The 25,702-nt window shown below is 49.3% G+C and carries 24 protein-coding genes and 1 tRNA gene; 2 read left to right on the top strand and 23 right to left on the bottom strand.

Going from position 1 to position 25,702, the window contains the following annotated elements; translation table 11 throughout:
* Window positions 1–17: 17 nt before the first annotated feature.
* The 3 genes from Q4491_RS01440 to Q4491_RS01430 all read right to left on the bottom strand — a co-directional run bounded on the left by Q4491_RS01440 (window position 18) and on the right by Q4491_RS01430 (window position 3,719).
* Complete coding sequence (locus tag Q4491_RS01440) at window positions 18–461, bottom strand: L-alanine exporter AlaE (RefSeq protein ID WP_303453641.1); 444 nt, start codon at window positions 459–461, stop codon at window positions 18–20.
* Window positions 462–1,132: 671 nt separating this feature from the next.
* Window positions 1,133–2,965, bottom strand: a complete 1,833-nt coding sequence (locus Q4491_RS01435) for a M4 family metallopeptidase (RefSeq protein WP_303453638.1) — start codon at window positions 2,963–2,965, stop codon at window positions 1,133–1,135.
* A 666-nt stretch (window positions 2,966–3,631) separates the two neighbouring features.
* Window positions 3,632–3,719 (bottom strand) — tRNA-Ser (locus Q4491_RS01430).
* A 247-nt stretch (window positions 3,720–3,966) separates the two neighbouring features.
* Here Q4491_RS01430 and Q4491_RS01425 point away from each other — a divergent pair.
* Entirely contained in the window at window positions 3,967–4,542 is a 576-nt protein-coding gene (locus tag Q4491_RS01425) for a UPF0149 family protein (RefSeq protein WP_192015269.1), read from the top strand.
* Between the two features lie 55 nt (window positions 4,543–4,597).
* Here Q4491_RS01425 and Q4491_RS01420 read toward each other — a convergent pair whose 3' ends face one another.
* The 14 genes from Q4491_RS01420 to cydA form a co-directional block, all read right to left on the bottom strand.
* Window positions 4,598–6,499, bottom strand: a complete 1,902-nt coding sequence (locus Q4491_RS01420) for a TRAP transporter fused permease subunit (protein WP_303453635.1) — start codon at window positions 6,497–6,499, stop codon at window positions 4,598–4,600.
* 76 nt (window positions 6,500–6,575) lie between these two features.
* Complete coding sequence (locus Q4491_RS01415; RefSeq protein ID WP_303453632.1) at window positions 6,576–7,517, bottom strand: TAXI family TRAP transporter solute-binding subunit; 942 nt, start codon at window positions 7,515–7,517, stop codon at window positions 6,576–6,578.
* A gap of 349 nt (window positions 7,518–7,866) precedes the next feature.
* Entirely contained in the window at window positions 7,867–8,928 is a 1,062-nt protein-coding gene (gene nadA, locus Q4491_RS01410) for a quinolinate synthase NadA (protein ID WP_192015266.1), read from the bottom strand.
* 158 nt (window positions 8,929–9,086) lie between these two features.
* Window positions 9,087–9,836 carry a tol-pal system protein YbgF gene (gene ybgF / locus Q4491_RS01405; RefSeq protein ID WP_192015265.1) on the bottom strand — a complete coding sequence of 250 codons (750 nt, stop codon included), beginning with the start codon at window positions 9,834–9,836 and terminating at the stop codon, window positions 9,087–9,089.
* Window positions 9,837–9,850: 14 nt separating this feature from the next.
* A complete protein-coding gene (pal, locus tag Q4491_RS01400) occupies window positions 9,851–10,384 on the bottom strand; it encodes a peptidoglycan-associated lipoprotein Pal (protein WP_192015264.1) in 534 nt (177 codons plus the stop codon).
* Window positions 10,385–10,420: 36 nt separating this feature from the next.
* A complete protein-coding gene (gene tolB / locus Q4491_RS01395; RefSeq protein ID WP_192015263.1) occupies window positions 10,421–11,767 on the bottom strand; it encodes a Tol-Pal system beta propeller repeat protein TolB in 1,347 nt (448 codons plus the stop codon).
* A gap of 13 nt (window positions 11,768–11,780) precedes the next feature.
* On the bottom strand, window positions 11,781–12,827 hold the full coding sequence (gene tolA / locus Q4491_RS01390) for a cell envelope integrity protein TolA (protein WP_303453625.1): 1,047 nt from the start codon (window positions 12,825–12,827) through the stop codon (window positions 11,781–11,783).
* A gap of 8 nt (window positions 12,828–12,835) precedes the next feature.
* Window positions 12,836–13,285 carry a protein TolR gene (gene tolR / locus Q4491_RS01385; RefSeq protein ID WP_225445102.1) on the bottom strand — a complete coding sequence of 150 codons (450 nt, stop codon included), beginning with the start codon at window positions 13,283–13,285 and terminating at the stop codon, window positions 12,836–12,838.
* A 4-nt stretch (window positions 13,286–13,289) separates the two neighbouring features.
* A complete protein-coding gene (gene tolQ, locus Q4491_RS01380) occupies window positions 13,290–13,976 on the bottom strand; it encodes a protein TolQ (protein ID WP_192015261.1) in 687 nt (228 codons plus the stop codon).
* A complete protein-coding gene (gene ybgC / locus Q4491_RS01375; protein ID WP_192015260.1) occupies window positions 13,977–14,381 on the bottom strand; it encodes a tol-pal system-associated acyl-CoA thioesterase in 405 nt (134 codons plus the stop codon).
* Between the two features lie 218 nt (window positions 14,382–14,599).
* Complete coding sequence (locus tag Q4491_RS01370; RefSeq protein WP_218383049.1) at window positions 14,600–14,926, bottom strand: cyd operon YbgE family protein; 327 nt, start codon at window positions 14,924–14,926, stop codon at window positions 14,600–14,602.
* On the bottom strand, window positions 14,898–15,017 hold the full coding sequence (cydX, locus tag Q4491_RS01365) for a cytochrome bd-I oxidase subunit CydX (RefSeq protein ID WP_192015258.1): 120 nt from the start codon (window positions 15,015–15,017) through the stop codon (window positions 14,898–14,900). Before cydX ends, Q4491_RS01370 begins: the two co-directional genes overlap by 29 nt.
* An 11-nt stretch (window positions 15,018–15,028) precedes the next feature.
* Window positions 15,029–16,165, bottom strand: coding sequence for a cytochrome d ubiquinol oxidase subunit II (cydB, locus tag Q4491_RS01360; protein ID WP_218383047.1), 1,137 nt, complete (start codon window positions 16,163–16,165; stop codon window positions 15,029–15,031).
* A gap of 25 nt (window positions 16,166–16,190) precedes the next feature.
* Entirely contained in the window at window positions 16,191–17,774 is a 1,584-nt protein-coding gene (gene cydA / locus Q4491_RS01355; RefSeq protein WP_192015256.1) for a cytochrome ubiquinol oxidase subunit I, read from the bottom strand.
* Between the two features lie 44 nt (window positions 17,775–17,818).
* On the opposite strand from cydA, the gene Q4491_RS01350 reads away from it, so the two are divergent.
* Window positions 17,819–18,118: a hypothetical protein gene (locus Q4491_RS01350; protein ID WP_192015255.1), complete on the top strand. Its 300-nt coding sequence runs from the start codon at window positions 17,819–17,821 to the stop codon at window positions 18,116–18,118.
* A 699-nt stretch (window positions 18,119–18,817) separates the two neighbouring features.
* On the opposite strand, the gene ruvB is transcribed toward Q4491_RS01350, so the two are convergent.
* The 6 genes from ruvB to aspS all read right to left on the bottom strand — a co-directional run bounded on the left by ruvB (window position 18,818) and on the right by aspS (window position 25,423).
* A complete protein-coding gene (gene ruvB, locus Q4491_RS01345) occupies window positions 18,818–19,831 on the bottom strand; it encodes a Holliday junction branch migration DNA helicase RuvB (protein WP_192015254.1) in 1,014 nt (337 codons plus the stop codon).
* 10 nt (window positions 19,832–19,841) lie between these two features.
* A complete protein-coding gene (gene ruvA / locus Q4491_RS01340; RefSeq protein WP_192015253.1) occupies window positions 19,842–20,462 on the bottom strand; it encodes a Holliday junction branch migration protein RuvA in 621 nt (206 codons plus the stop codon).
* Window positions 20,463–20,564: 102 nt separating this feature from the next.
* Window positions 20,565–22,022: a methyl-accepting chemotaxis protein gene (locus tag Q4491_RS01335; protein ID WP_237794141.1), complete on the bottom strand. Its 1,458-nt coding sequence runs from the start codon at window positions 22,020–22,022 to the stop codon at window positions 20,565–20,567.
* Between the two features lie 170 nt (window positions 22,023–22,192).
* Window positions 22,193–22,714 (bottom strand): crossover junction endodeoxyribonuclease RuvC, encoded by a 522-nt coding sequence (gene ruvC, locus Q4491_RS01330; RefSeq protein ID WP_027253444.1) that lies wholly within the window; start codon window positions 22,712–22,714, stop codon window positions 22,193–22,195.
* A 5-nt stretch (window positions 22,715–22,719) separates the two neighbouring features.
* Window positions 22,720–23,463 carry a YebC/PmpR family DNA-binding transcriptional regulator gene (locus Q4491_RS01325; protein WP_192015251.1) on the bottom strand — a complete coding sequence of 248 codons (744 nt, stop codon included), beginning with the start codon at window positions 23,461–23,463 and terminating at the stop codon, window positions 22,720–22,722.
* A 172-nt stretch (window positions 23,464–23,635) separates the two neighbouring features.
* Window positions 23,636–25,423, bottom strand: a complete 1,788-nt coding sequence (gene aspS / locus Q4491_RS01320) for an aspartate--tRNA ligase (RefSeq protein WP_303453608.1) — start codon at window positions 25,421–25,423, stop codon at window positions 23,636–23,638.
* Window positions 25,424–25,702 lie beyond the last annotated feature (279 nt).

Genomic DNA, 25,702 nt, shown 5'->3' with positions numbered 1-25,702 from the left:
CGTTTTAACTCGCTGTGTTAAGCCTGCTGGTAGTAACCCGGTACTCTGAACATACGACGGCAAACTTCAAGAAATTGGCCATAGACGCCACCCAGTACACCGCTTACCAGCGCATTAGTTGCAACCGCTGTCATGATTTGCTCAGGCTCGGCCCCCACAAACCAAAGGATAGCGGCATAAACAGGCGACTGGAATAGCACGTAAGCCAGCATATCGGAGACGAATTTCATCCGGCCCAACGGGCTCAATTTTGCGCCCTGGCGGATCATCCAGTCGCGAAAGACGCCGTAAGGCCAGGCAATAGCAATGTTAACCGGAATTGACAACGTTCGGGAAGCCAGCGACTGTTGGAAGGTCATCCCTGAGATAAACACTTCGATCATCATGCCCGTGATAAAGCAGAACACCACCATTGCAAAAGTGTCTGCTGCCGCATTGCGCACATTAAATTGTTCTTTCACTGCCGCTCCGAACCATTAACCAGAGATAAAAGCCAATATGGGCAATTCAAAAAGACTATATGACCAGAATCAACACACATAGCCAGTCATTTGTCATATTAAATCAACTTTCAGATAAAATATCTCACTGTATTAATATTGATGTTGTCTATTTACAACCAATAATCGTGATCAAAGCCGCATATTTAGCTAGTTGCGCACTACTGACGTGCTACTCAGGTATTTCTTGCCTTCTGTTATCCGGTTTTTCCGCATGTTTCACGGCACAAAAATGGCCGGAAAGCTCAGTTTGTCAGTTGATAAACACAGCTTGTCGCCAAGATCCGGTTTATTTGCATGAAACCCCACCCCAAGCTCCGCTTCAATTTGCCTGTGTTATTTTTATATTTTTTTCATAAACTTAGGATCGAACAAGCTCGGCTACCTCATCTAGCCTGCAATTAACACTGTTAAGATTGCCAAAAGTCGTATGCATAAGGTGCACTTTACTGGGTCATGACTGAAGATCATGCCAAATGAAGATAAAACTGCAGGTTTTTATCGCGGGGATGCAGGCACACAAAAGAGATATAACTACATAAGTGAAATTTAATTACATATCATGACCAAGCGCTCAGCAAAGAAAAAAGGGAGCACAAGGCTCCCTTCTGGTTCATAACGTTAAAAACGGCTTAGTAATTCAGGTTCAGTGTCACGCCTGAGAAGTTGCTGTAGCCACGCAGCATCACGTAGTAGGTCTGGCCAGATGAAACGGCAACATTGCAGGTTTCATTATTCCCACCAACATATGGGCGACAATCCCATGAGCTCGTGGTGGGCTTGCTGCCTGCTTTCACATACAAGTCGGCATCGCCAGATCCGCCAGTAATGCTTACAGAAGCACTTGATACTGATGCTGGCACAGTGAATGTGTAGTGAAGCTCACTGCTTCTGTTACCGGAAAGACCACTGATAGGCTTGCCTTTTTCTAGCGTATCACCCGTTGGCGGGGTTACACCACAAGCGGCATTGACACCGACAGTATTGAAGGCATCGACAACATCAGCAGTGTTATAGCCCAGATCCTGGGTTGCTTTAACAACACCACAACCACCCTGGTCAAAGTTGGAGTTGGCAGTCCAGTACAGCTGGTTAGCCACTGCAAAAACTTCGAAACCTTTACGGGCATCCCAACCGGATTTATTGGCTAGCAAGTAATATGCACGGTTGAATACACCGCTTGAATAGTGCACATTCAGGCCCGATGTGTACTGCGAAGCATGATCGATTGAGCGGCCGTCTTTGGATGGCTGATCAAAATAACGTAAGCCACCGGACTGTTTGAAAATATCGCTTCCTACTACCCAGTCCACACTGCCACGCATATAGAATTCAGCCGCTTCACCGGCAATATCAGAGAACGCTTCATTGATACCACCAGACATATTGCGGTATTCCAGACCTGAGTTCTGCTCGGTAAAGCCATGGCTGACTTCATGAGCACTGACATTGATATCTACCAGTGGATAGAAGGTAGAAGAACCGTCACCAAAGGTCATTGCGCTGCCGTCCCAGAAGGCATTTTCATATTGAGAGCCGTAATGCACACGCATTGTCAGCTGGAAGGTTAACGGTGCCGTATTCAGCCAGTCTTTATACATATCAAAGACAACCTGGCCAAAGTAGTGAGCATCATTCAGCGGTGAATAGGCACCATTGACCTGCTTGTGGCTATTGGCGTTGCTGTCAGTCGGACAGTTATAGCTGAAGGCGTTGTAGCCTGAGGTCGCCCCATTGAGATCGACGGTTTTTACTGCACTGGTATTCATGGTACAGGTCGTACCGTTTTTCTCCACCATGAAATTCGGGAAATCCACACCGAACTGATATTGCCCGGTCTTAGTGTTACCACCAGGGCCAGAGCCCGGAGCCTGGATATGGGCGATGCTGTCCCAGGTATCCAGCACATCACCTGTGTTGGCATCAATGAAGAAATAAGGACGTGATGGCTCATCAGAAGGAACAAAGAAACTCACCTGGTACACCAGCTCAGCCAGATTGTTTTCATCCAGACGAACCATCAGTGTCACTTGTTCATTTTCAAGTGGCAGCTCACCGGTTAATTGCGGAGAATGTAAAGAAGCATGGTGTGATTTAGCAATATTCAGTGCCTGTTTTTCATCAATACTTGCCTGAATTAATGGCAGATCTTGCTCTACATTTTGCGCCATTCGGCCATGAACCTGAGTCAGGCCTTTATTACTTGTCGTTGCCACTACGGCAGTATTATAAACGGGTAATCCTTTATAAAGCTGCTGATAGCGAACCTTTTGTTTACCATTTGGCAAAGTGACCGATTTAACAGGTTTAAAACTGTTATTTAATGGTGTCAGTGAACGTGCCATTAACCCTTGTTCCAGAACAGCAGAATCGGTTACGTCAACCATTTCTGCGGCCATGGCCGGCAAGGTGAAAAGTGAACCTAGTGTCAATACAGCCAAAGCTTGTTGTTTGTTTGTTTTCATTACTCATTCCTAGAGATTATAGTGAGCTGTCCTGCGCATCCCAACCAACAAACCATTCATACTGCAAATGTTTTATCGCCTAACTTCTGAGAACTTCTTGTTTCAGCTCCGTTACACATATGTATGCTTTTCAAGAAAGCGATTCAACTTTGGCTCAGCATTTCAATACTTTGCAAACATAACGAACAAAAAACCGATAATGAAACGTACATAAAAGTTAACATTTTAATAACAATTAAAACAATAAATAAGAGCTATTACTCTAATGTCAAGTAAAATCAACACGTTGAATCACCACGGATTGTATATGAAAATTTACAAATTAGTTCTTGCTAATTTACAAATATAATGAGGGTTTGATATTTAATGTAACGAATGAACATAAAATGAATAGTGGCTCGCAAATATTTTCGGCTAATAAAAGCGCTTAACGGCCAAATTAGAAATGAGTATTTCGTGAATAAACCAGTTCGCTGTCATCTAGCATTAACGACGCTATTTTAAATTTTCAATACAAAATAAATAACGATTCATGAATAAAGACTGAGTCAGAAATGAAATAATGAAGGTCAGTTTTAATTTTCTGGCTTATAGGCCATTTGATACAACTCAGAGTCGTTAAATACAAAAAGACCCGCTGATTTCTCAACGGGTCTTTTCTGAATGTGGCGGTGAGGGAGGGATTCGAACCCTCGATACGTTGCCGTATACACACTTTCCAGGCGTGCTCCTTCAGCCACTCGGACACCTCACCTAATTTTGGTCACTGCGCTTACTCAGTAACGGGGCGTAACTATAGTGTTGCCCCCGACTGAGGTCAACCCAAATCACCACATTATCAATCAAGTGGATACTTTTGCAGCATTGTCAGGCTCACACTCCCCTTTTTTCATGTTTCCCCGTTACAAGGCTATGTCTTCTGACTCTGCCTGCTACAATACCGTTATTCTGCTCCCAGGCGCTGGAACAGCGTGCCTGCCCATTTAAAAGAGAAACTGATAATGTCTGCGCAACTTTCGGCAATTTTGCAAGACCCTGAACTTAGTCAGCATTTGCTGTCTGAACATCAAACCCGTGGCTTTGTAACGGCAATGGCGGCGGCCCCTCATTTACTGGATCCGGCTGAATGGCTGGCCTACCTGTGGGGTGGTGATGAAACCTCGCCATTTACCAGTCATGAAGAGTTGGAAAACTATGCCAACGCCATCGTTCAGATATGGAACGAAGCGCGCCAGGCTTTGTTGTCCAATAGCTGGGAATGGCCGGAAGGCTGCGATTTGGATGACAAAGAATTAGTCACGCCAGCCACCCGTGAATTTGCCGAAGGCGTATTACAGGGCTGGCAATTGGCCCGGGATGACTGGGAAACCATCATGCCGGAAAACAGCCAGGACAATGCCCTGCTGGGTGGCGTGCTGCTTTCTGTCAGCCTGCTGTATGATCCGGAAAGTGCAATGGCCGCCTTATCTGAGCAAGGCGCTGAAGGTCTGGCACAATTTGAAGAAGTATTCAAAGCCATCCCTCCCATGCTGTGCGGCCTGACTCAGCGCGCACAACAGCTTACCGAAAACCAGTAACCAACCGCCGGGCAGCCACTTCTGCCCGGCTGATTACACGGGCTGGAAACAAGCGTCAGTGGGTCATTTCCACCTTCTTCCGGCCTAACTTGGTGTTTACCACGACTATCCCGATAACAGCAACTAACGCAGCTAACCTGACCGAGTCATCCATAAACAGCATCATCAGTGCCAATGCCAGCAGTATCACTCTGAACGGCTTATTGAGCGGGTTAATCAAACGTCCCTCAATACCACCCGCAAATGCAATAATCAGCCCTGCCGTTGTCGCAATGCCAATCACAAAATGCAGCGTCTCCCCGTCACCCAGTATGAGCCCGGAGAATGCCATCATAGCAGGGATCAGGAAAAAGCCCTGAGCCAGTTTAAACGCCTGCACCGCAGATCGCATCGGCGATGCATTCGCAATACCGGCACCGGCAAAGGCCGCCAGAGCGATAGGTGGCGTGACATTAGAAGTTTGCGACAGCCAGAATACAATCATGTGGGCAGTCAGAATAGGCAAGCCGAAATCATTCAGCGCCGGTACCGCCATAACGGACAGCACTATGTACGCGGCTGTTACAGGCAAGCCCATGCCCAGCACCACCGCCGCCAGTACTATCAGAAGGAGTGCCGACCATAAGTGACCACCGGACAGCGCCAGCAGGAACTGGGTGAACTGCAGGCCAATACCGGTTTGTCCGACAACGCCAACAACAATACCGGCCGTTGCACAGGCCACGGAAATCGGCAGGGCCATCAATGCCCCCTCTTTCATGCCTTCCAGTACCTGACTCAGGCTGACACGGCTCGAACGGCGACACAAGGCGGAAACAAGAATAGCGACACATCCCGCAATCCCGACCAGCACCGGCGAGTAACTCATCATCAGCAGCGTAGTGACCAGAATCAATGGCGCGAGAAAGTGCCAGCCTTTATTCAGCACTTCACGCACACCTGCTTTGACATCCATCCCTTCCAGCCCCAGCTTACAGGCCATCAGGTGGACATAAAGCAGCGTGCAGGCAAAATACAAAATCGCAGGTGCAATCGAGACCAGTAATATTTCGCTATAAGGGATCCCGGTAAACTGCGCCATGACAAAGGCGCCCGCCCCCATCACAGGCGGCATGATCTGCCCCCCAGTGGATGCAGCGGCTTCAATACCGGCAGCTTGCTCAGGTTTGTAGCCCAGCTTTTTCATCATCGGAATCGTTAACGAGCCGGTGGTCACCGTGTTGGCAATCGCAGAGCCAGAAATAGAGCCTAACGCCGCCGACGCGATCACACTGGCTTTTGCCGGGCCCCCGCGGTATTTACCAGCAACAGCAAAAGCAATATCGATGAAAAATTGCCCGGCACCGGTCACCTGCAGAAAAGCACCAAACAGCACGAAAATAAACACTACCCCTGCCGCAATCGCTAAAGGCGCGCCGTATACCCCGTTGGTGGAAAAAATATGGAATCGAATCAGCTCTTCCAACTCGAACCCTTTGCTGGCGATGCCAGAAGGCAAGGCATCACCAAACAGCGCATAAGTGATAAAGACCGCCGCAATCACCACCATTACCATGCCGACAGAACGCCGGGTCGCTTCCAGTAAGGCAACGATAGTGATCAACCCAGCCAGTTGATCTGCCCCTTTCAGCCCATCCAGTAAAAAACTGATATCGTCATAATCAAACTGAACAATGTGCCAGGTCGCCCAGATGGTGGCAGCCGACAACACAAAATCGATACTACGTGCCGCCAGATATAGTGGAAAAGAATGGCTCTGTTTGATTAATGGCTGAGTGAGAAACACTAATACCAGAATCCAGCTTAAGTGTACCGGACGAAAAACAGGCGCCGCTAATTCTGCCGTCACCCCCTGCCAAATCTGAAAGGCAGACAAAACGATAGCCGCTATAGCGGCTATTTTCATCAGCATATCTGCAAGCTTTTGCCCGTGCCGGGCAGTGGCTGTCGTTGACATAAATACTCCAATTCAGCACAAGGGCTGAGAGACAGACCCGGGTCTGCACTTCCCCGCCCCTGAAAACAACCCATGTTTACTGCGACTGCTCATCCAGATATTGCTGGGCACCAGGATGCAATGGCACACCACCCAGTTTTTTCATATTTTCAAGCGTCGTATATTGAGTCACGCTGATCGTTTTACGAATCTTATCCATATTCTCGAAGGCGGTTTTGGTCATTTCATACGCCAGTTTGTTATCCAGATCTTTATTCACCACTAACACATTCCAGATTGCCGGTGCTTTAAAGCTTGCGACATTCTTATAGGTGTCAGCGGGTGCTTCGATCAATTGATAAGAGGGGTTGGCCGCAGTGATTTTCGCCATATCCGCTTCGGTAAACGACAAAATACGGATATTACGGGTCAATGCCAGCTCTGTGATTGCGCCTACACCTAAGCTGCCGACAATGGCTCCGGCATCAATCTGACCATTGGCAATCGCACTGGTGGTCGCGGTGTAATTCAGAGACTGGGCCTGAATATCTTTTTCTTCAACCCCCAATGCATTCAGAATATTAACGGCGCTGACTCGTGTACCCGAACCCGGTGCGCCAAGCGAAACCTTTTTACCTTTAAGATCAGCAATACTGTGGATATCTGAATCCGCAGGTACCATAAACTGGACAACATTGGGATAGAGAGCAAACAAAACTACCGCGTCCATTTTTCTCGGGAAGGGTTTAGTGCCTTCATAGGCCTGCTCAACCACATTGCCCATTGCAATACCCGCCAATTGCTTATGGGTAGATACTTTGATCACGTTTTCAACCGAAGCAGCAGTCACCTCAGCCCGCATATCAAAGTTATCAATATTCTCACTCCAGATCTTGGCCAGCATGCCGCCTAACGGGTAGTAAGTACCGCTCTGACTGCCTGTTCCTATGGTGTAATTTTCCGCACTCGCCTGAACCGAAAAGGTAAGCAATGCTGTAGTCGTGAAGGCCAGCCAGCTTTTTCTGAATTGTGTAAGCATAGTTATGATCCTAGTTTTCAGATATTTAGTAGGGTTGTTTCATTATTATTTATCCTATAAATGTTATTGCCTTGTTGGCATACATGATCAACTAAAAAATGCTGACAATGAGATCTCAGGTGCCACTAAATGTTACAAATTTGATTCATTTTGTTATGTTACGGCGAGTAAAACCTGCTGTACCACTTACCGATAATGACTTATACCGGATCAAGGTCTGTCTATCACAGTCGGATTCCACAACATCTCGCAAAATCCCGCCACACCTTCAACAACACAAAAGTCTTCAGATACAAAAAAAAGCGACCATAGGGCCGCTTTTCATCTCGGTGGATCTGGTTTGCCCGTGTCAGGCGTTGCCTTTCACTTGCAACTGCAGCGATGCAGCAAAATCCAGCATACGGTTCAACGGAATAAGAGATTTCACACGAATGGCTTCATCGACAAAGATCTCGTGCTTTTCGCCACCTTCGCGCAAAGCTGCTTCAATGGCTTTCAAGCCGTTCATTGCCATCCAGGGGCAATGCGCACAACTTCGGCAAGTCGCGCCAGCTCCTGCCGTCGGTGCCTCAATCAGTTCTTTTCCTGGCACCATCTGCTGCATTTTGAAGAAAATGCCTTTGTCAGTCGCAACAATCAGTTTTTGTTGCGGCAGGCTCTTAGCCGCTTTGATCAACTGGCTGGTAGAGCCTACAGCATCTGCTAAGGCAACCACACTCGCAGGCGATTCAGGGTGGACCAGGATAGCTGCGTCCGGATGCAGGTGCTTCATGTCTTTCAGCGCTTTGGCGGAAAATTCATCATGAACAACACACTCGCCTTGCCATAACAGCATCTCAGCGCCTGTTTTCTTCTGGATATAGCTGCCTAAATGGCGGTCTGGTCCCCAGATGATCGGCTTACCTTCGGCATCCAGATGTTCGACAATCTCCAGCGCTATACTGGACGTCACTACCCAGTCAGCGCGTGCTTTGACCGCTGCAGACGTATTCGCGTACACCACCACAGTGTGATCCGGGTGCGCATCGCAGAATTCACTGAATTCTTTTTCCGGGCAGCCTAAATCCAAAGAGCATTCAGCTTCCAGCGTCGGCATCAACACGTGTTTTTCTGGCGTAAGAATCTTGGCCGATTCCCCCATGAAACGCACACCGCAAACAATCAGGGTTTTCGCAGGATGTTGATTACCAAATCGTGCCATCTCCAGCGAATCGCCCACAAAACCACCGGTTTCTTCGGCCAGTGCCTGGATTTCGGGATCGGTGTAGTAATGCGCGATCAGCACAGCTTCTTTTTCCTGAAGCAGCGCTTTAATTTTCGCTTTGTAATCCACTTGCTCGCTTTGAGTCAGTGGAATAGGTTTGGGTGGAAATGGATACACCATTTCTGAAGGGTCAAATGTCAGGCTCATTACGTCTTGCTCTATCAGCTCGTCCTTACAATCCGCGCATTATACACTGCAATTACGCTGTAATACTAATCTGGATAAGGCATAGAAGGGGCAATCAGACACCGCTAACCCAATTTTGAGAGGTCAGCGGCGAGGAATAGACTAAGCCCGATATCCTGTTATTTAAGATTCTTGAGGCTTTTTTCGGCTTGTTGAGATGTCGCAGTATTGGGATATTCTGCCACTACCTGCTCGTAGAGTTTTTTTGCCACATCTGCTTTGTTGCCACGCTCGGCTAACACACCCATCTTCAACAGCGCATCAGCGCGCTTATTGGAATCTTTGAAACTGGCAACAGCTTCAAAGTGTGTTTGAGCATCCGCCATCTTGTTCTGGGTAAAATAAAGCTGCCCAAGCCAGTAATGGGCATTGGCCGCATACACAGAGTCAGGATAAGTGGACAAAAATCCGTTGAACGCCGTCACCGCACCATCATAATCCTTTTCTTTCAGAATCAAATTCACGGCACTTTCATAAGCGGTATTTTCATCGGCGCTGGCGGCATAGGTTTCACCGCCGGATACATCCTTTTTCTCTGCTTTGGCTGCAGCGGGTTGCTCACGGCTTAATTTGTCAATTTCACGATAGAGCTCACGCTGACGTTCCAGCATCTGCTTCATATCGTAACTATTGCGTTCAACCATACCACGTAGTTCGCCAACTTCACGGGACAATTCATCAAGTTGACGCTGCATATCCAGTTGCATCTGGCTACGCGCCTCAAACATACGTTCTAAACGTTGCAGACTGCTTTCGCTGCTTGATGAGCTGCCTTTGAGCTCAGAAACAGGAGCAGGTGCGGCGACCACAGGGGTCGCCGCACCAATCAGCAACGTTAATGCGACATAACGCATCATGTTACTGTTCATTTTCATAACCTTAATTAGTAAACCAGAACCGAACGACGGTTCTTAGCGTAATCGGCGTCAGTGTGGCCCAGTACCAGCGGCTTCTCTTCACCGTAGCTTACGATAGAGATCTGGCTTGAAGACACACCCAGTGCCTGCAGGTACTTAGCAACAGCATTGGCACGACGCTCGCCCAGTGCGATGTTGTACTCTGGCGTACCGCGCTCATCCGCGTGGCCTTCAACAATAATTTTCACACCACTGTTGTTACGCAGGTATTCAGCATGTGCTTCAAGCATCGCCTGATAGCTGGCCTGAATTTCAGCATTGTCAAACTGGAAGTAAACCGTTTGTTCCTGGCGCAGTTGCTGGTTGCGGACTTCTTGCTCTGACATCGCCGCTGAACCAGAATCTACAGGTGTTACAACTGTGGTTTCTGAGCCAGTTGTACCAGCGCCAGTGTTAGTTTGAGCGGCAGAACTGTCTGTGCTGTCGGTAGAACTACAAGCAGCCAGAGTAAACATTGGCAGCGCAATTGCCAAACCCTTTAAAACTTTATTCAGTTGCATTTTTTTTCCTTATTTATCGCTATATTGCAGTGAACCCTATAAGAACGGTCCCCAAGATGGTGCTCTTACTCGCCCACTGGTAGCTGGTAAACGAGCCTTAAAACGACCATCTATTGATACCAGAGACAACTCGTTGGATTTGTTATTAACCGAGCTGTAGATCACCATGCCACCATTTGGGGCAATGCTTGGAGATTCATCCAAAAATGTTTTCGTCAAAATCTGTACAGCACCTGTTTTCAAATCCTGTTTGGCAATGTTGTAACCCGAATCCGATCGGTTCACCATTACCAAATAACGGCCATCTGGAGTCAGCTGACCACCGAGATTTTGCGATCCTTGCCATGTCAGACGCTCAGTCGAACCGTCAGCTAAATTTACTCGATATATCTGAGGTTTACCACCTCTGTCTGACGTGAAAATCATAGATTGACCGCTTGGATCCCAAAACGCTTCAGTGTTGTTCGCACGCCCGTCTGTCACCTGTTTCATCGCTTTAGTTTGTAAATCCATTACGTAGACTTGCAAACTCCCACTTTTCGACAAGACCATGGCCAGTTTCTTCCCGTCAGGGGAAAAACGCGGTGAACCATTGTGTCTAGGGAATGAGGCGACCATTTCACGGGTGCCATTCGTAATGTTCATGATAAAAATCTGGGACTGCTGATTTTCAAAGCTGACATAAGCCAGTTTGTTGCCGTCAGGAGACCAGGAAGGCGACATCAACGGCTGTTTGGATTTCAGGACCAGTTGCTCGTTATAGCCATCATAATCAGCAATGCGAAGCTGGTACGGATAGTCCGAGTTATCGTCGATGACCACGTAAGAGATCCGCGTCAGGAATGCCCCTTTTTCGCCGGTCAGTTTTTCATAGACCACATCCGAGATACGGTGCGCATACTGACGCAGACGGTTGGTTCTGACTGTCGCTCGGTTATTCAGCAAAACGTGATCACTGGTCTGAACCAGCTTTCCGTCTTCCAGACCCCGGCTCTCGCCATTGGTTAACTGGCCGCGCACTACATCTATCAGCTGGTAATTGATGACATAATTACCATCAGCGTTCTTACTGACAGTGCCTGTTACCAGCGCATCCACACCCAATGCTGTCCAGGCGGCATAATTAATGTCTGCTTCGCTGGTAGGCGTTTGCGGCATTGCATTAGGGGCAACAGGACTAAATTTGCCACTGCGACGTAAATCCGAGGCAATAACCGACGCCATATCAACAGGCGCCGCACCACCACCCTCCCACTGAAAGGGAATAATACCGATCGGGCGTGCCGAATCGACACCCTCAGTAATGACCAGTTCCAGTTCAGCATGTGCCAGTTGGCTCATGGTGAGCAGGGCGGCACACAAGCCCAAAATCCAACGTTTCATTTAGCTTTCCCTCTTAACTTACTGGCTTCACGGTTAAGCGAATTGAACGCAGTTTTTCCACCACTGCCGGATCTTCTGGCATGGGAAACTGGCTGACTTTTACAACGGCCGCTTTTGCCGCGCGGCACAAACTTGTATCCCCTCCCACATCCGACACATCCAGCAGCAGGCCGCTCACTGACAGTCGCATTTGCAGGTTGCATTCTTTACCCGAGAAATTTTGATCAAACAGCAAATTTTGCTGGATCATCTGCTTATAAATTTCGCCGTAACGGGCAGTTTCATCAGCGATGAACTGCCCTTTCGCACTACCTCGTTGCTCAGTTTCTGCTTCCAGGCCGGCAAACATGTCATTAAGAGCCGCTTCCTGCTGCCGCTGCAGTGCTTTTGCTTCTTTCGCTTTACGTTCGGCTTCTTTACGGGCAGCTTCAGCTTTACGTGCTTCTTCTTCCGCTTTCTTCTTCGCCGCTACCTTAGCTTTACGATCAACTTCTGCCTGGCGAGCCGCTTCTTCGGCACGTTTTTGCTCTTCAATTTTCTGCTGACGCGCAATTTCAGCTTTACGCGTTGCTTCTTCAGCTTCCTGCTTGGCTTTTAACTTAGCCTGACGATCCGCTTCGGCTTTTTTCGCTTCTTCGCGAGCCAGCTTGGCTTGTTCGTCTGCCTGACGCTTTTCTTCTGCTGCTTTTTCTTTTTCACGAGAAATTCGAGCCCTTTCAGCATCTGCTTCGCGCGCTGCTTTCTCGGCCTGGAGCTTATCCGCTCTCAATTTACGAATGCGCTCTTCTTCAGCCTGACGCTGCTGTTCCAGTGCCACAGCCTGACGTTCAAGGCGCTCAAGACGTTCTTGCTCTGCTTTTTTCGCCGCATCTCGCTGCTCGCGAAACTGGCGGGCCTGCTGATTGACCAAAGCGGGATCAACGACAACAGCCTGAATGGTCGAACCCTTTGGCTTAGGGTCAGACATAGTGAAGTCCGTTCCCCAGATCAGCGCAGCAAACAATACAGCATGGAAAAATAACGAAATGATGATGGCAACTGTATAGTTGTTTTTTTTCATTTACTTCCCTACTGCTCCAATGGCTCAGTCATCAGACCCACAGAGCCGACACCTGCCTGATTCAAGGCATCCAGCGTTTCGATAATCGCTGAATAAGGGACTCTGGCGTCTCCGCCCACCATTACGGGCGTTTTCGGATTAAGCTGCAATTCGGCTTTAACGCGCGTCAGCAGCTCAGTCAATTGCAGGCCACGTATCATGTCATCGTTATTGACGCTCAGGCCAAGCTGACCATCTTTGTCCACCTCGACAATGATAGGTGCCCCGCTATCGTTTTCACCGGCCAGCTCTGCCGCCGTTTGCGCTGTATGCGTGGCAGGTAACTCAACGTCTACACCCTGAGTCACAAATGGCGCGGTCACCATGAAGATAATCAGGAGCACCAGCATCACGTCAATGTACGGAACCACATTGATTTCCGCCGTCATCTTGCGCTTTTTCGGTTGATAAACCGCCATGATGTTACTCCTGGTTAGCTGCAAACGCCTGACGGTGCAGGATGCTGGAGAACTCTTCCATAAAGGTGGCGTAGTTATGTTCCAGTTTGGCAACCTTGTTGGTCAGGCGGTTGTAAAACATCACAGCCGGGATTGCTGCAAACAGACCCATCGCCGTTGCAACCAATGCTTCGGCAATACCCGGAGCGACCATCGCCAGTGTTGCCTGCTTCACGGCGCCCAACGCAATAAAGGCATGCATAATGCCCCATACTGTACCGAACAGGCCGATGTAAGGACTGATTGAACCCACAGTGGCCAGAAACGGCAGACTGGTTTCCATTTCTTCCACTTCCCGCGACAGCGATACACGCATCGCACGGCCAGCCCCTTCCATGACAGATTCTGGCGCTTTGCCATTATTACGGTGCAAACGGGCAAACTCTTTAAATCCCGCATAGAAAATCTGTTCCGTTCCGCTCAGATCGTCTTTACGGCTCTGCACTTCCTGAAACAAATGAGATAAATCAATGCCCGACCAGAAACGGTCTTCAAAACGCTCGGCTTTTGAGGCTGCCTGAGACAATATCTGCGAACGTTTCACAATCATCGCCCAGGAGATGACCGACATTCCCAGCAGGATCAGCATGACAATTTTGACCAGCAGGCTCGCCTGCAAAAACAAATCCAGAATAGAAAGTTCAGCACTCACTTAGGCTATCTCCGACAGTATATGTTCTGGTATCACAATGGGTTTCATTGAACGAGGGTCGACACAGGCTACCTGAACAGTAGCTTTACACAAGCACTGGCCCTCATTGTTTACTAAAATCTGACAAAATTCGATGGAGGCTTTACGCACCTTTAACGGCCAGGTACGAACCTTGAGCTGATCGTCTAATCTGGCACCTTTCAGGTAATCAATTTCAAGATGGCGCACCACGAAACTGAAACCTTGCTCTAACATGTCCTGTAAGCTGACTCCAAAGCTTCTGAATAGTTCCGTTCTGCCACGCTCAAAAAACTTAAGATAATTGGCATGATAAACAATGCCGCCAGTGTCTGTGTCTTCAATATAAATAGTGATTGGCCATTCAAAGGCGTTTTCTTCCGTCATCCCAATACCACTAATGATGCATAACCAACGCCAAAAAAATGACGTCAGAAGGTAATCCAGCAATAACTATACCGGAGTTAATTTAGAGAATGAAACCCCTGACTTTCCGCATGTATTATTTCCTTTCAATTTTTGACCTTGTCGGTATTTCCGGGAATTACTGCCACATAAAACACAGCCCGCTATTCTCAGCGGGCTGTGTCGTAACATACATGCTTTCAGCTCAGACGGAGCCAAAGAATACCCGCCAATATGGGTAAGGCGGCATAAGGTGTGAATAACAGTTGCCAGTACCACCGCCGAGGCACGAAACCTACCCCGAAGATAACCGCGGCACAGCAAGACCAGATGAGTGCCGGAGAAATAACAGGACCAAAACCTCCTATCTCCTCGGCGAACAAGACTGGGTCCCATATCACGAGACCGCCTGTAACCAGTCCCATGATCAGGGCCAGCACACGTAACACACTGTGCGCCAGCCAGGCATGGCTTGTTCTGACCCAGACGTCGATACGATTACTCACTGTCTGATTGACTGCTGTCATCCATGTTCTCTGTTGTTTCTAACCACAACGCGTTAATGATACCGAACGAGCAGGCTAACAGGACCCCCAGAATCCAGGCGAAATACCACATAGTCAGTCTCCTTAGTACAGTGAATTTTTATTGTCTTCGATATATTGCTTATCGAGACGACCAAACATTTTGTAATAACACCAGCAGGTGTAAGCCAGGATGATCGGCACCATGACAAAAGCAACCACTGTCATAATGTTCAGCGTCAGCTCACTGGATGTTGCATCCCAGAGTGTCAGACTGTGGTTCGGAATCTCACTGGACGGCATGATGAATGGGAACATTGCAAAGCCGAAAGTAAGAATAATGCCTGCCATGGTCAGACTGGAGAACAGGAAAGCAAACCCTGCCCGTTCAATACGACATGCCAGAATCGTCAGCAACGGCATCACAATGCCCAGTGCCGGAGCAATCCACAGCAGCGGCTGAGCATTGAAATTCATCATCAGTGCGCCAGTCTGGCGAACCACTTCTTTGTTGAGCGGGTTTGACGCCGCATCTTTTACAAGCTCAGACGCGACCACATACCCTTCCAGGTTTTTCGCCCAGAATCCGGCCAGCACAAAAGCAACCAAGGTTATTAACGCTGTGACTGGCGCAATGTTGCGCGCGCGCGCATGCAGCTCGTCTGTGGTTTTCATCTGCAGGTATACCGCACCCTGTGTCACTATCATCGCCAGACTGACAACGCCGCACAGCAAAGCGAAGGGATTCAGCAAGCCGAAAAACGAGCCCTTATAAGTCGGAATCAGCAGATCGCTCAGAACAAAAGGCACGCCTTGCAGCAGGTTGCCAAAAGCCACACCAAAGATCACAGGCGGAACAAAGCTGCCGATGAAAATCGCACGGTCCCACAGGTTACGCCATTTTGGATCTTCAATTTTCGAGCGGTAATCAAACCCCAGAGGACGGAGCCAGAGGGCCGCTACTGTCAGAACCATAGCCAGATAAAACCCGGAAAAAGCCGTCGCATAGACCAGTGGCCAGGCCGCAAATAACGCACCGCCGGCTGTGATTAACCAAACCTGGTTACCGTCCCAGTGCGGTGCGATAGAGTTAATCATGATGCGGCGTTCTGTGTCTGTTTTACCAATAATGTTGGTGAGAACACCGACACCCATATCGAATCCATCCGTCACTGCAAAACCGATGCACAAGACACCAATCAGCAACCACCAGATAAGACGTAACACTTCGTAATCAAACATTTTTAATTCTCCTGTCCGTCTCGGATCACTTCATGACCGGGTTATCAGTTAAGTCATGCGGTGCAACATTCTGTTCAAAATGATAGCGCCCGGTTTTCAGACTGCTTGGACCCAAACGGGCAAATTTCAGCATCAGGTAGACTTCCGCAATGAGGAAACAGGTATACAGAGCGATAATAACGGCCATCGACGTCAGTACATCCGACACGGCCACATTGGACGCCGCCATCGCTGTAGGCAAAATCTCACCCACCGCCCAGGGTTGACGACCGTACTCAGCGACAAACCAGCCGGCTTCAATGGCGATCCAAGGTAGCGGGATGGCGTACAGCGCCGCGCGAAGCACCCATTTTTTCTCAGTGATTTTATGGCGACAGGTTTGAATAAATGCCGCAGCAAACACACCCAGCATAATAAATCCACAGCCCACCATGATGCGGAAGCTCCAGAATAATGGCCAGACGGTAGGCAATGAATCGGCCGCCGCTTGTGCGATGTCCTCATCCGTAGCATCCACGACCCTGTCGGTATAAGGCTTTAGCAACAGCCCATAGCCCAGATCATTTTTCACGGCATCGAACGCGGCGATATTTTCAGGTGATTTTTCACCCGCACGCAGTTTCTCAAGCAGGCCGTAGGCTTCCATACCACTACGGATACGCACTTCGTGCTCATCTTTAAGATCACGTAAACCCGTGACTTCAGTATCAAATGAACGCGTAGCAATAATACCCATCACATAGGGGATTTTAATGGCGTAATCCGTGTGCATGGTTTCCTGATTCGGAATGCCGAATAAGGTGAATGCCGCCGGGGCTTCTTCGGTGTGCCACTCGGCTTCAATAGCGGCCAGTTTTGCCTTTTGGACATCACCCAGCTCGTAGCCGGATTCATCTCCCAACACGATCACAGACAGGATAGAGGCCATACCGAAAGAAGCCGCAATCGCAAATGAACGGCGGGCAAAAGGCAGATCGCGACCTTTGAGGATGTAATAAGAGCTGACACCCAAGATGAACATGGCACCTGTTACATAGCCTGATGCCACAGTGTGGACAAATTTCACCTGTGCAACTGGATTGAGTATCACTTCGGCAAAACTCACCATCTCCATGCGCATGGTTTCGAAATTGAACTCAGCACCAACTGGATTTTGCATCCAGGCATTGGCAATCAGAATCCACAATGCAGAGAAGTTTGAGCCCAGAGCCACCAGCCAGGTCACCGTTAAGTGTTGGCGCTTACTGAGTCGATCCCAGCCAAAAAAGAATAAGCCGACAAAAGTGGATTCAAGGAAAAAAGCTATCAGCGCTTCAATTGCAAGCGGGGCGCCAAAAATGTCGCCGACGTAGTGAGAATAGTAGGCCCAGTTCATACCGAACTGGAATTCCATGGTCAGTCCAGTGGCTACACCCAGTGCAAAGTTAATGGCGAAAAGCTTACCCCAGAACTTGGTCATGTCCTTGTAGATTTGCTTTCCGGTCATCACATACACAGACTCCATGATGGCGAGCAGAAACGCCATGCCCAAAGTCAGCGGGACGAACAAAAAGTGGTACATCGCAGTCATAGCGAACTGTAACCGCGATAGTTCGACGATATCAAACATGATAACTCCTTTAGTCGCCAGTCTCCCGGCAACGTACGACATAGTTGATCGAGCACGCCCAGCAAGTATTCTTCAAGACTACTGTCAATCGGTTAAAACATCAGCAATCATTGATTGATAACCCGACAACGCGTTATCCATCGTTAGGCTACGCAAAACGTCAGCGAGCACGCCTGCCTGTTTTACAACATCATTTCCTGACCAGCGATTTACTCGCCAAACTGGATGTTGCGGACTTGTTTCGAATTATAGATTTTAATGTAAAACCACAGCCAGATAAGCTGAAACTAATACTACTGACTTCGCCACACAGGTTCAAAGGTATTTATAAAAAAGCGCGCTGATTCGCTAAGCAGATTGCGATTTAAATCGTATAGATAAGTTATTTCCATGCGCGAGATCAAACTTCTCGCAATTGCATAGCTTTGTAGCTAACACTTTAAATAAATGTGATTTTTCAATTATAAAGTTACAAAAAATGCAAATTTAATCACCTTGGCAGGTTCTATAGTCACAACAAAAAACGGGTAATTTTTCTCAGTAAAGCTGAAAGGAAAAAACGACTTCGGCGCACAAGATAACATCAATAAACAAGCGTAAAGACAGTGCAATTAATATAAACCTGACCCGACCTTTAGATTATTTTTTCTAATCCAAAAAGACAACAGGACAATGACTGTGCCCTGCAGGTATCACCTTACTGGCAGCCATACCAACTGTGACACTTGTTTGGAGATGAAGATATTCCTATTAACATTTCCCGGTTTGGTTACTGCACCAATATCCAAGTTTTAAACAATCACCGCCAAGCCCAGGCCTGCCAGAAAAATCCGCAACTCCTGGCCAGCCTCAACCATTTGGGCCTTTACCAGCATTAAAGCTATGGCCACCGTCAGGATTTGACCCGTCTGACGCATAAACTCATGCAGGAAATGTTAATGATATTAGATGACTCAGCCGGATTTAGCCGAAAAAAACATGCGTAAAAAGCAAACAAAAACGGAGCCTTGGGCTCCGTTTTTAACATTTGATTATCTGTGATATCAGCTGCTAGGGATATCCAAACCAAAATGCAGATAAGCGCGATGGGTCGCAATCCGTCCCCTAGGTGTGCGCTGCAAAAAGCCTTGCTGAATCAGATAGGGTTCGAGTACATCTTCAATCGTATCCTTTTCCTCTCCGATAGCGGCTGCAAGATTATCCAATCCCACAGGACCACCCATGAATTTGTCAATAATCGCCATCAGCAGTTTTCGATCCATATAATCAAAGCCGCTGCTGTCCACATCCAGCATATCCAGTGCCTGGCTTGCTACCTCTTCACTGATATGACCATCACTCTTCACTTCAGCATAATCCCGTACGCGCCGTAACAACCGGTTCGCGATACGCGGCGTGCCGCGGGCACGTCGTGCAATCTCCAGCGCCCCTTCCGGCACCATAGACAGCCCGAGGCACCGGGCGCTGCGCTGAACAATATCTTGCAGATCAGCCACTTTGTAGTACTCAAGCCGCTGGGTAATACCAAAACGATCACGCAGCGGTGAGGTCAGCGAACCGGCACGCGTTGTCGCGCCCACCAGGGTAAACGGGGGCAGATCTATCTTGATAGACCGTGCCGCCGGCCCTTCGCCAATCATGATATCAAGCTGATAATCTTCCATCGCCGGATAGAGCACCTCTTCCACCTGAGGGCTGAGACGATGGATCTCATCAATAAAGAGCACATCATTTTCTTCCAGGTTGGTCAGTAGTGCCGCCAGATCGCCGGCCTTCTCCAGCACAGGGCCTGACGTTGTACGGATACTGACACCCATTTCGTTTGCAACAATGTTAGCCAGTGTCGTTTTACCCAATCCGGGCGGGCCAAAAATCAGCAGATGATCGAGCGCTTCAGTACGCAGTTTCGCAGCCTGAATAAAAATTTCCATCTGGCCCCGGACATGATCCTGGCCCTGATAATCCTGCAGTAATTTCGGGCGGATGGCACGGTCAATGACCTCTTCTTCGCGGTTGACCGGATAACTTCCCGACACCAGGCGATCAGCTTCTATCATACAATCTCACTTACACCATGGAGCGCAGGGCTTCACGGATAATCGCTTCACTTGGCATATCATCCTGCGCAACCTGAGCGACCACTTTAGAAGCCTGCTGAGGTTTATAGCCCAGCGCTATCAGGGCGCTCACGGCTTCATCTTCCGCCCGGTTCTTATCGGATGCGGCAGACTGTGCCTGGCTGGCTGCAGTATCCAGCGCTGGTGTGAAAAGATCGCCCTCGCCCCAGCCTTTCAGACGGTCTTTCATTTCAACCAGCAGGCGTTCTGCCGTTTTCTTACCCACACCGGGGATCTTCACTAAGGTAGAAATATCTTCATTTTCCACACAAAGCACGAACTGGCTGGCCGTCAACGCAGACAAGATGGCTAAACCCAGTTTCGGGCCAACACCATTGGCTTTGATGACTTCGCGAAACAAATCCCGCTCACTTTTCTTATTGAAACCGTACAGCAGCTGGGCGTCTTCTCTCACCACAAAGTGGGTGGCAATGGTGACTTCCTGCCCCGCTTGCGGCAATTCGTAAAAACAGCTCATCGGCATCTGAACTTCATACCCGATTCCGGCGGCTTCAATCACCACTTCCGGTGGCTGTTTTTCTACTATGATTCCTCGTAATCGGCCAATCACTGCCTTGCCTCTATCTCGCAAATTAAATTGGCTCTAGCATAATAAAGCGCTGGATGGATATCCAGCGCTTTATCAGAATGTCGTAAGAAATGACAGACAAGATCAAGCCTGATGGCGTGACACCAGCGCATTGAGGCTATCGGCGAGTCCTTTTAAGGTTTCGACTCTGTTGGCCAGCTCGGCGCCCTGCTGGGCCACCTGATCCGAAACCTGATTAGTCTGCACCACACTGTGTGCCACTTCGGTGCTGACCTGATTGAGCTCTTTCAGTGACTGGACCTGAATACCCAGGGTATCGGCCAGCCGGTTAACATCCTCAGACAGACCAGTGATCTCGGCAATAATACCGCCCAGCTCGGTCGCCGTAGCATGAATGACTTTTTGTCCCTGCTGCACTTCATTTTTACTTTTCTCCAGCAAGCTGCGGATCTCTGTGGCGGAAGCATTACTTTTTGCAGACAGCTTACGGACTTCATCGGCGACCACGGCGAACCCTCGTCCCGATTCCCCGGCTCTCGCGGCTTCAATCGCGGCATTCAATGCCAGCAGATTGGTCTGTTCGGCAACGGCAGTGATCAGCTCAGCGGCCGACATGACTTCATTATTACTGTGCAGGATGCGGGCGATAGCGTCGGTTGAGGCATTCAGTGATGCCGAGCTGTGCTGGGCCTGAGTTTCTATGGTTCGGCTGCGCTGGCGCAATTCGGTTACCGAACGGTCTGATTCATCCAGCCCTTCTGTCATCTGCCCGAGTTGCTGGCTCATCTGCTCGGCCGCACTGGCCTGCGACAGACAGTTCTGATTGAGATCTTTCACCTGATGATGCAACGCATCAGACTGCTGTTCCAGATCATCGGCTAACTGTGCCAGCTGACTGGCACTTTCGCTGGCACGATCCATAATGCTGCCCAGCGCCTGCTCACCTTTTTTGGCTTGCTCTGCCAATGTATGGCTGGCCCGTTCAGCCTCTGACGACTTCACCAGCGCGCTTTCTCGCTGACGCACGGTGAAGGCCTGAGCGATACCTATCACTATTAAAGGCAGTAATAAGCCAGACCAGGTTTCCAGCCGTTCTGCTGCCGGCGTCAATACCAGGTGAGGAAAGTCGTGACCGGCCAGAGATTCCTTTATCATCCAGCCAGAAATCACTACGACCAGCGCACTCCAGATCATGGCTGTGACCGGTTTGGCCGCCAGAAAAAACGCCACAATCAGCAGCGGCATCCAGAATGCCTGAGTGGAAACAACAATACCGCCACTTTGATAGACAATGTTCACGGCATGGATCACCATGCCCAGAAAACCCAGATTGATCGCAAGTTCAATCTGTTTCAGCCAGCGTACAACCAACCCGGCCAGTATTTCGCATCCAATGAGTGTAATAGACGTGATAACCAAACTGGTATGGGCATGGCTCGACCATTTTATCCAGCTGTACAAGCCGACGAAAAACGAGATGAGGGTGAAAAATAGCAGGGTATCAACCAAGCGGACTTGCTCTCCCTGCCACTGATGTGAAGAGGGCAAAAACAGGCCGCGCCAAAAAGCGACTGGGGACATTTTGTTATCCTTGTCATTGTTATATATGAACTATCCAACAGCTCCGACCACTATATTCAGTTAACAATGAATTAACAAAGAAAAAGCAGCACAAGGCTGCTTTTTTTTGATCCGTCCAACAGAACGCATTCCTGACAGGGATATTGATATGGTGACTTAACAGCGTATGACTATCTGTATCGTCCCCGTTTCGAACCCGATGCCTGGCCTGCCATCGCCACCAGGGTTTTGTGGGTATGGGCATGACAGATAGCCACTGCCAAAGCATCTGCCGCATCCGCCTGGGGCTTACCCGGTAATTTCAGCATATGGCAGACCATGTGCTGAACCTGTACTTTATCGGCACTGCCTTTGCCAACCACCGCCTGTTTAATCAATCTGGCCGCATATTCGCTGACGGGGATATGGGCATTCACGGCTGCAACAATTGCACTGCCGCGTGCCTGCCCGAGTTTCAGTGCCGAATTGGCATTTTTGCCCATGAAGACTTCTTCAATGGCAAAATCATCGGGACGAAACTGAGTGATCACTTCGGTAACCCCGGCATAAATCTGATGCAGCCGACCCGGAATATCATCACAGCTGGTACGGATACAACCACTGCCCAGATATTCAAGTTGTCTGCCCACCTGACGGATAACACCGTATCCCGTGATTCTGGAGCCTGGGTCTATCCCTAAAATAATGGCCATTAATATTACAACTGTTCCGCCACTTCGTCGGAAATATCCCCGTTATGATATACCTCCTGCACATCATCAAGATCATCCAGCGCATCAATCAGACGCAGCAGTTTTGGCGCTGTGTCCGCGTCCAGCTCGGCCTTGGTTGACGGCACCAGAGTCACTTCTGCGTTCTGGGCTTCAAATCCGGCAGTGTCCAGTGCGTCTCTCACCGGACCAAAATCCGCCGGTGTGGTGTAGACGTCGATAGAACCATCATCATTGGTTTCAACATCATCAGCCCCCCCTTCCAGTGCTGCTTCCATGACAGCGTCTTCATCCAGCCCCGGCGCGTAGGAAATCACCCCTTTTTTCTCGAACAGGTAATTAACGCTACCGTCTGTGCCCAGATTACCGCCCGCTTTGCTGAACGCATGGCGCACACCGGATACCGTGCGATTGCGGTTGTCCGTCATACATTCAACCATCACAGCAGTGCCGCCAGGACCGTATCCTTCATAAATCACGGTTTCCATGTTGTCGTCACCTTCACCGCCAGCACCACGACTGATAGCACGGTTGATGGTGTCACGCGTCATGTTATTGGACAGCGCTTTATCGACAGCAGCACGCAGGCGCGGGTTGCTTTCCGTTTCAGGACCGCCTTCTTTGGTCGACACCACGATTTCTCGGATTAACTTGGTAAAAATTTTGCCACGCTTAGCGTCTTGCGCCGCTTTGCGGTGTTTGATGTTGGCCCACTTACTATGACCTGCCATAACAATGCTCCGGATTTATAGAGGGTGTTGTCCCAGCTCTGCGTCACTGGGAGGCGCTGATCACTGTTCAGAACACGGCGAGAGATCGTACATCAGATGGTATGAAGCATACTGCAATGTCTTGAAGAGTGATCGGGCTGGCAGAGCTGCCAGCCCGGATAAGCCTGATTAATCAGGCTTCGGTATTTTGTTCGTCTTTCGCGGCTAATTTCACCGCAATTGCCAGCTCCTCAAGAGCGGCAGGATTAGCCAGGCTTGGCGCATCTGTCATCAGACATGCTGCCGCCGTTGTTTTCGGGAAGGCAATCACGTCACGGATATTCTCAGTGCCGCACAGCAGCATGACCAGACGATCCAGACCAAACGCCAGACCCGCATGCGGCGGCGTACCGAATTTCAGTGCGTCCAGCAGGAAGCCGAATTTCAGTTGCTGCTCTTGCGCGTCAATACCCAGAATGTTGAATACTGCCGCCTGCATGTCTGCGTTGTGAATACGCACAGAACCACCGCCCACTTCGTAGCCATTCAGTACCATATCGTAAGCATTGGAAATTGCTGTTGCAGGGTTAGCCGCCAGCTCTTCCGCAGTCATGCCCAGTGGCGAGGTGAACGGGTGGTGCATCGCGTGCAGATTACCTTCCTCATCTTCTTCAAACATTGGGAAGTCAACCACCCATAACGGTGCCCATGCCGAATCGTTAGTCAGTTTCAGGTCTTTACCCAGCTTCAGACGCAGGGCACCCATTGCTTCATCAACCACATTTTTACGATCGGCACCAAAGAGCAGAATATCGCCAGATTCGGCCTGAGTGCGCTCCAGCAGCTGGGCCACTATGTCTTGGTTCAGGAATTTAGCCACAGGTGACTGCACGCCGTCAAAACCAGCCGCACGGTCATTGACCTTCATCCATGCCAGGCCTTTTGCACCGTAAATACCGACAAAACTGGTGTACTCGTCAATCTGCTTGCGAGACAGCGCTGCACCACCCGGTACACGCAGAACGGCCACGCGGCCTTTAGGATCATTAGCAGGGCCGGCAAAGACTTTGAAGTCGACGTCTTTCAGGATGTCGGCCACATCCACCAGCTCCAGCGGGTTACGCAGATCGGGCTTGTCCGACCCGTAACGACGCATCGCTTCTTCATACTTCATGACAGGGAAAGTACCCAGGTCAACGTTCAGCAGCTCTTTCCACATATCGGCTACCATGCGCTCAGTCACGGCACGTACCTGATCGGCCGTCATGAAAGAGGTTTCAATATCGATCTGGGTAAATTCAGGCTGACGATCTGCACGCAGATCTTCGTCGCGGAAACATTTGACGATTTGATAGTAGCGGTCAAAACCAGACATCATCAGCAACTGCTTAAAGAGCTGCGGTGACTGAGGCAATGCGTAGAAACTGCCTTTGTGCACACGGCTGGGCACCAGATAGTCACGGGCACCTTCCGGTGTCGCTTTAGTCAGGACAGGTGTTTCAATATCCAGGAAGCCGTTTTCATCCAGGAAGCGACGCACGAAGCTGGATGCTTTCGCACGCAGTTTGATACGGTCGCTCATTTCCGGGCGACGTAGGTCCAGATAGCGGAATTTCAGGCGTTGCTCTTCGGTGTTCTTCTGGTTGAAGTCCAGCGGCAGCACATCGGAACGGTTGATGATTTCCAGGCCTTTGGCAATCACTTCCACTTCACCGGTCGCCATGTCTTTGTTGACCTGGCTGTCCGGACGCTGACGGACTTCACCGGTCAGACGGATACAGAATTCATTGCGCAGTTGGTTCGCCACCTCGAAGATATCTTTCATATCCGGGTCAACCACTACCTGAACGATACCTTCACGATCTCGCATATCAATGAAAATAAGACCGCCTAAATCACGACGGCGGTTTACCCAGCCGCAAAGCTCAACGGTTTGTCCCGCATGGGACTTGTTCAGGTGACCACAATATTGGGTGCGCATAAGAATTTCCCGATCTGTTTACTTACAATCCTGTGTGTCCGCCCAAAATGGTATGACAGACACCAACTGTGCCAGTTTCGGCCATCTTCAGTGTCCGGCTGCGGCCTGACTGACGTCCGAAATAAAAATAACGCGGTATTATAAATGAAAAACACCACTGTAGGAAAAACCTCTGGCGTAAATCAAGCAAAATAGCCTGATTCCAGTCGTGAATGTTGACCGAATGGCGGGATATTCTCCACAATGTCAGCCAAGCCCCTTATCCAGACGAATAAAAAG

This window comes from Photobacterium sp. 2_MG-2023 (genome assembly GCF_030547675.1).
GTDB classification, from domain to species: Bacteria; Pseudomonadota; Gammaproteobacteria; order Enterobacterales; family Vibrionaceae; genus Photobacterium; species Photobacterium arenosum.
The sequence above is the reverse complement of the archived record's forward strand: the minus strand, read 5'-3'. Positions and strand labels throughout refer to the sequence as shown.

Excerpts from the sequence above, each read along its gene's own strand:
- pal (WP_192015264.1), bottom strand. The coding sequence starts at position 10,384 with ATGCAACTGAATAAAGTTTTAAAGGGTTTGGCAATTGCGCTGCCAATG.
- nadA (WP_192015266.1), bottom strand. The coding sequence starts at position 8,928 with ATGAGCCTGACATTTGACCCTTCAGAAATGGTGTATCCATTTCCACCC.
- ruvC (WP_027253444.1), bottom strand. The coding sequence starts at position 22,714 with ATGGCCATTATTTTAGGGATAGACCCAGGCTCCAGAATCACGGGATAC.
- tolB (WP_192015263.1), bottom strand. The coding sequence starts at position 11,767 with ATGAAACGTTGGATTTTGGGCTTGTGTGCCGCCCTGCTCACCATGAGC.
- ybgF (WP_192015265.1), bottom strand. The coding sequence starts at position 9,836 with ATGAACAGTAACATGATGCGTTATGTCGCATTAACGTTGCTGATTGGT.
- Q4491_RS01420 (WP_303453635.1), bottom strand. The coding sequence starts at position 6,499 with ATGTCAACGACAGCCACTGCCCGGCACGGGCAAAAGCTTGCAGATATG.
- tolA (WP_303453625.1), bottom strand. The coding sequence starts at position 12,827 with ATGAAAAAAAACAACTATACAGTTGCCATCATCATTTCGTTATTTTTC.
- cydA (WP_192015256.1), bottom strand. The coding sequence starts at position 17,774 with ATGTTTGATATCGTCGAACTATCGCGGTTACAGTTCGCTATGACTGCG.
- Q4491_RS01370 (WP_218383049.1), bottom strand. The coding sequence starts at position 14,926 with ATGACAGCAGTCAATCAGACAGTGAGTAATCGTATCGACGTCTGGGTC.
- Q4491_RS01325 (WP_192015251.1), bottom strand. The coding sequence starts at position 23,463 with ATGGCAGGTCATAGTAAGTGGGCCAACATCAAACACCGCAAAGCGGCG.
- aspS (WP_303453608.1), bottom strand. The coding sequence starts at position 25,423 with ATGCGCACCCAATATTGTGGTCACCTGAACAAGTCCCATGCGGGACAA.
- tolR (WP_225445102.1), bottom strand. The coding sequence starts at position 13,285 with ATGGCGGTTTATCAACCGAAAAAGCGCAAGATGACGGCGGAAATCAAT.
- ybgC (WP_192015260.1), bottom strand. The coding sequence starts at position 14,381 with ATGACGGAAGAAAACGCCTTTGAATGGCCAATCACTATTTATATTGAA.
- Q4491_RS01425 (WP_192015269.1), top strand. The coding sequence starts at position 3,967 with ATGTCTGCGCAACTTTCGGCAATTTTGCAAGACCCTGAACTTAGTCAG.
- Q4491_RS01335 (WP_237794141.1), bottom strand. The coding sequence starts at position 22,022 with ATGTCCCCAGTCGCTTTTTGGCGCGGCCTGTTTTTGCCCTCTTCACAT.
- Q4491_RS01415 (WP_303453632.1), bottom strand. The coding sequence starts at position 7,517 with ATGCTTACACAATTCAGAAAAAGCTGGCTGGCCTTCACGACTACAGCA.
- cydX (WP_192015258.1), bottom strand. The coding sequence starts at position 15,017 with ATGTGGTATTTCGCCTGGATTCTGGGGGTCCTGTTAGCCTGCTCGTTC.
- ruvB (WP_192015254.1), bottom strand. The coding sequence starts at position 19,831 with ATGATAGAAGCTGATCGCCTGGTGTCGGGAAGTTATCCGGTCAACCGC.
- cydB (WP_218383047.1), bottom strand. The coding sequence starts at position 16,165 with ATGTTTGATTACGAAGTGTTACGTCTTATCTGGTGGTTGCTGATTGGT.
- Q4491_RS01435 (WP_303453638.1), bottom strand. The coding sequence starts at position 2,965 with ATGAAAACAAACAAACAACAAGCTTTGGCTGTATTGACACTAGGTTCA.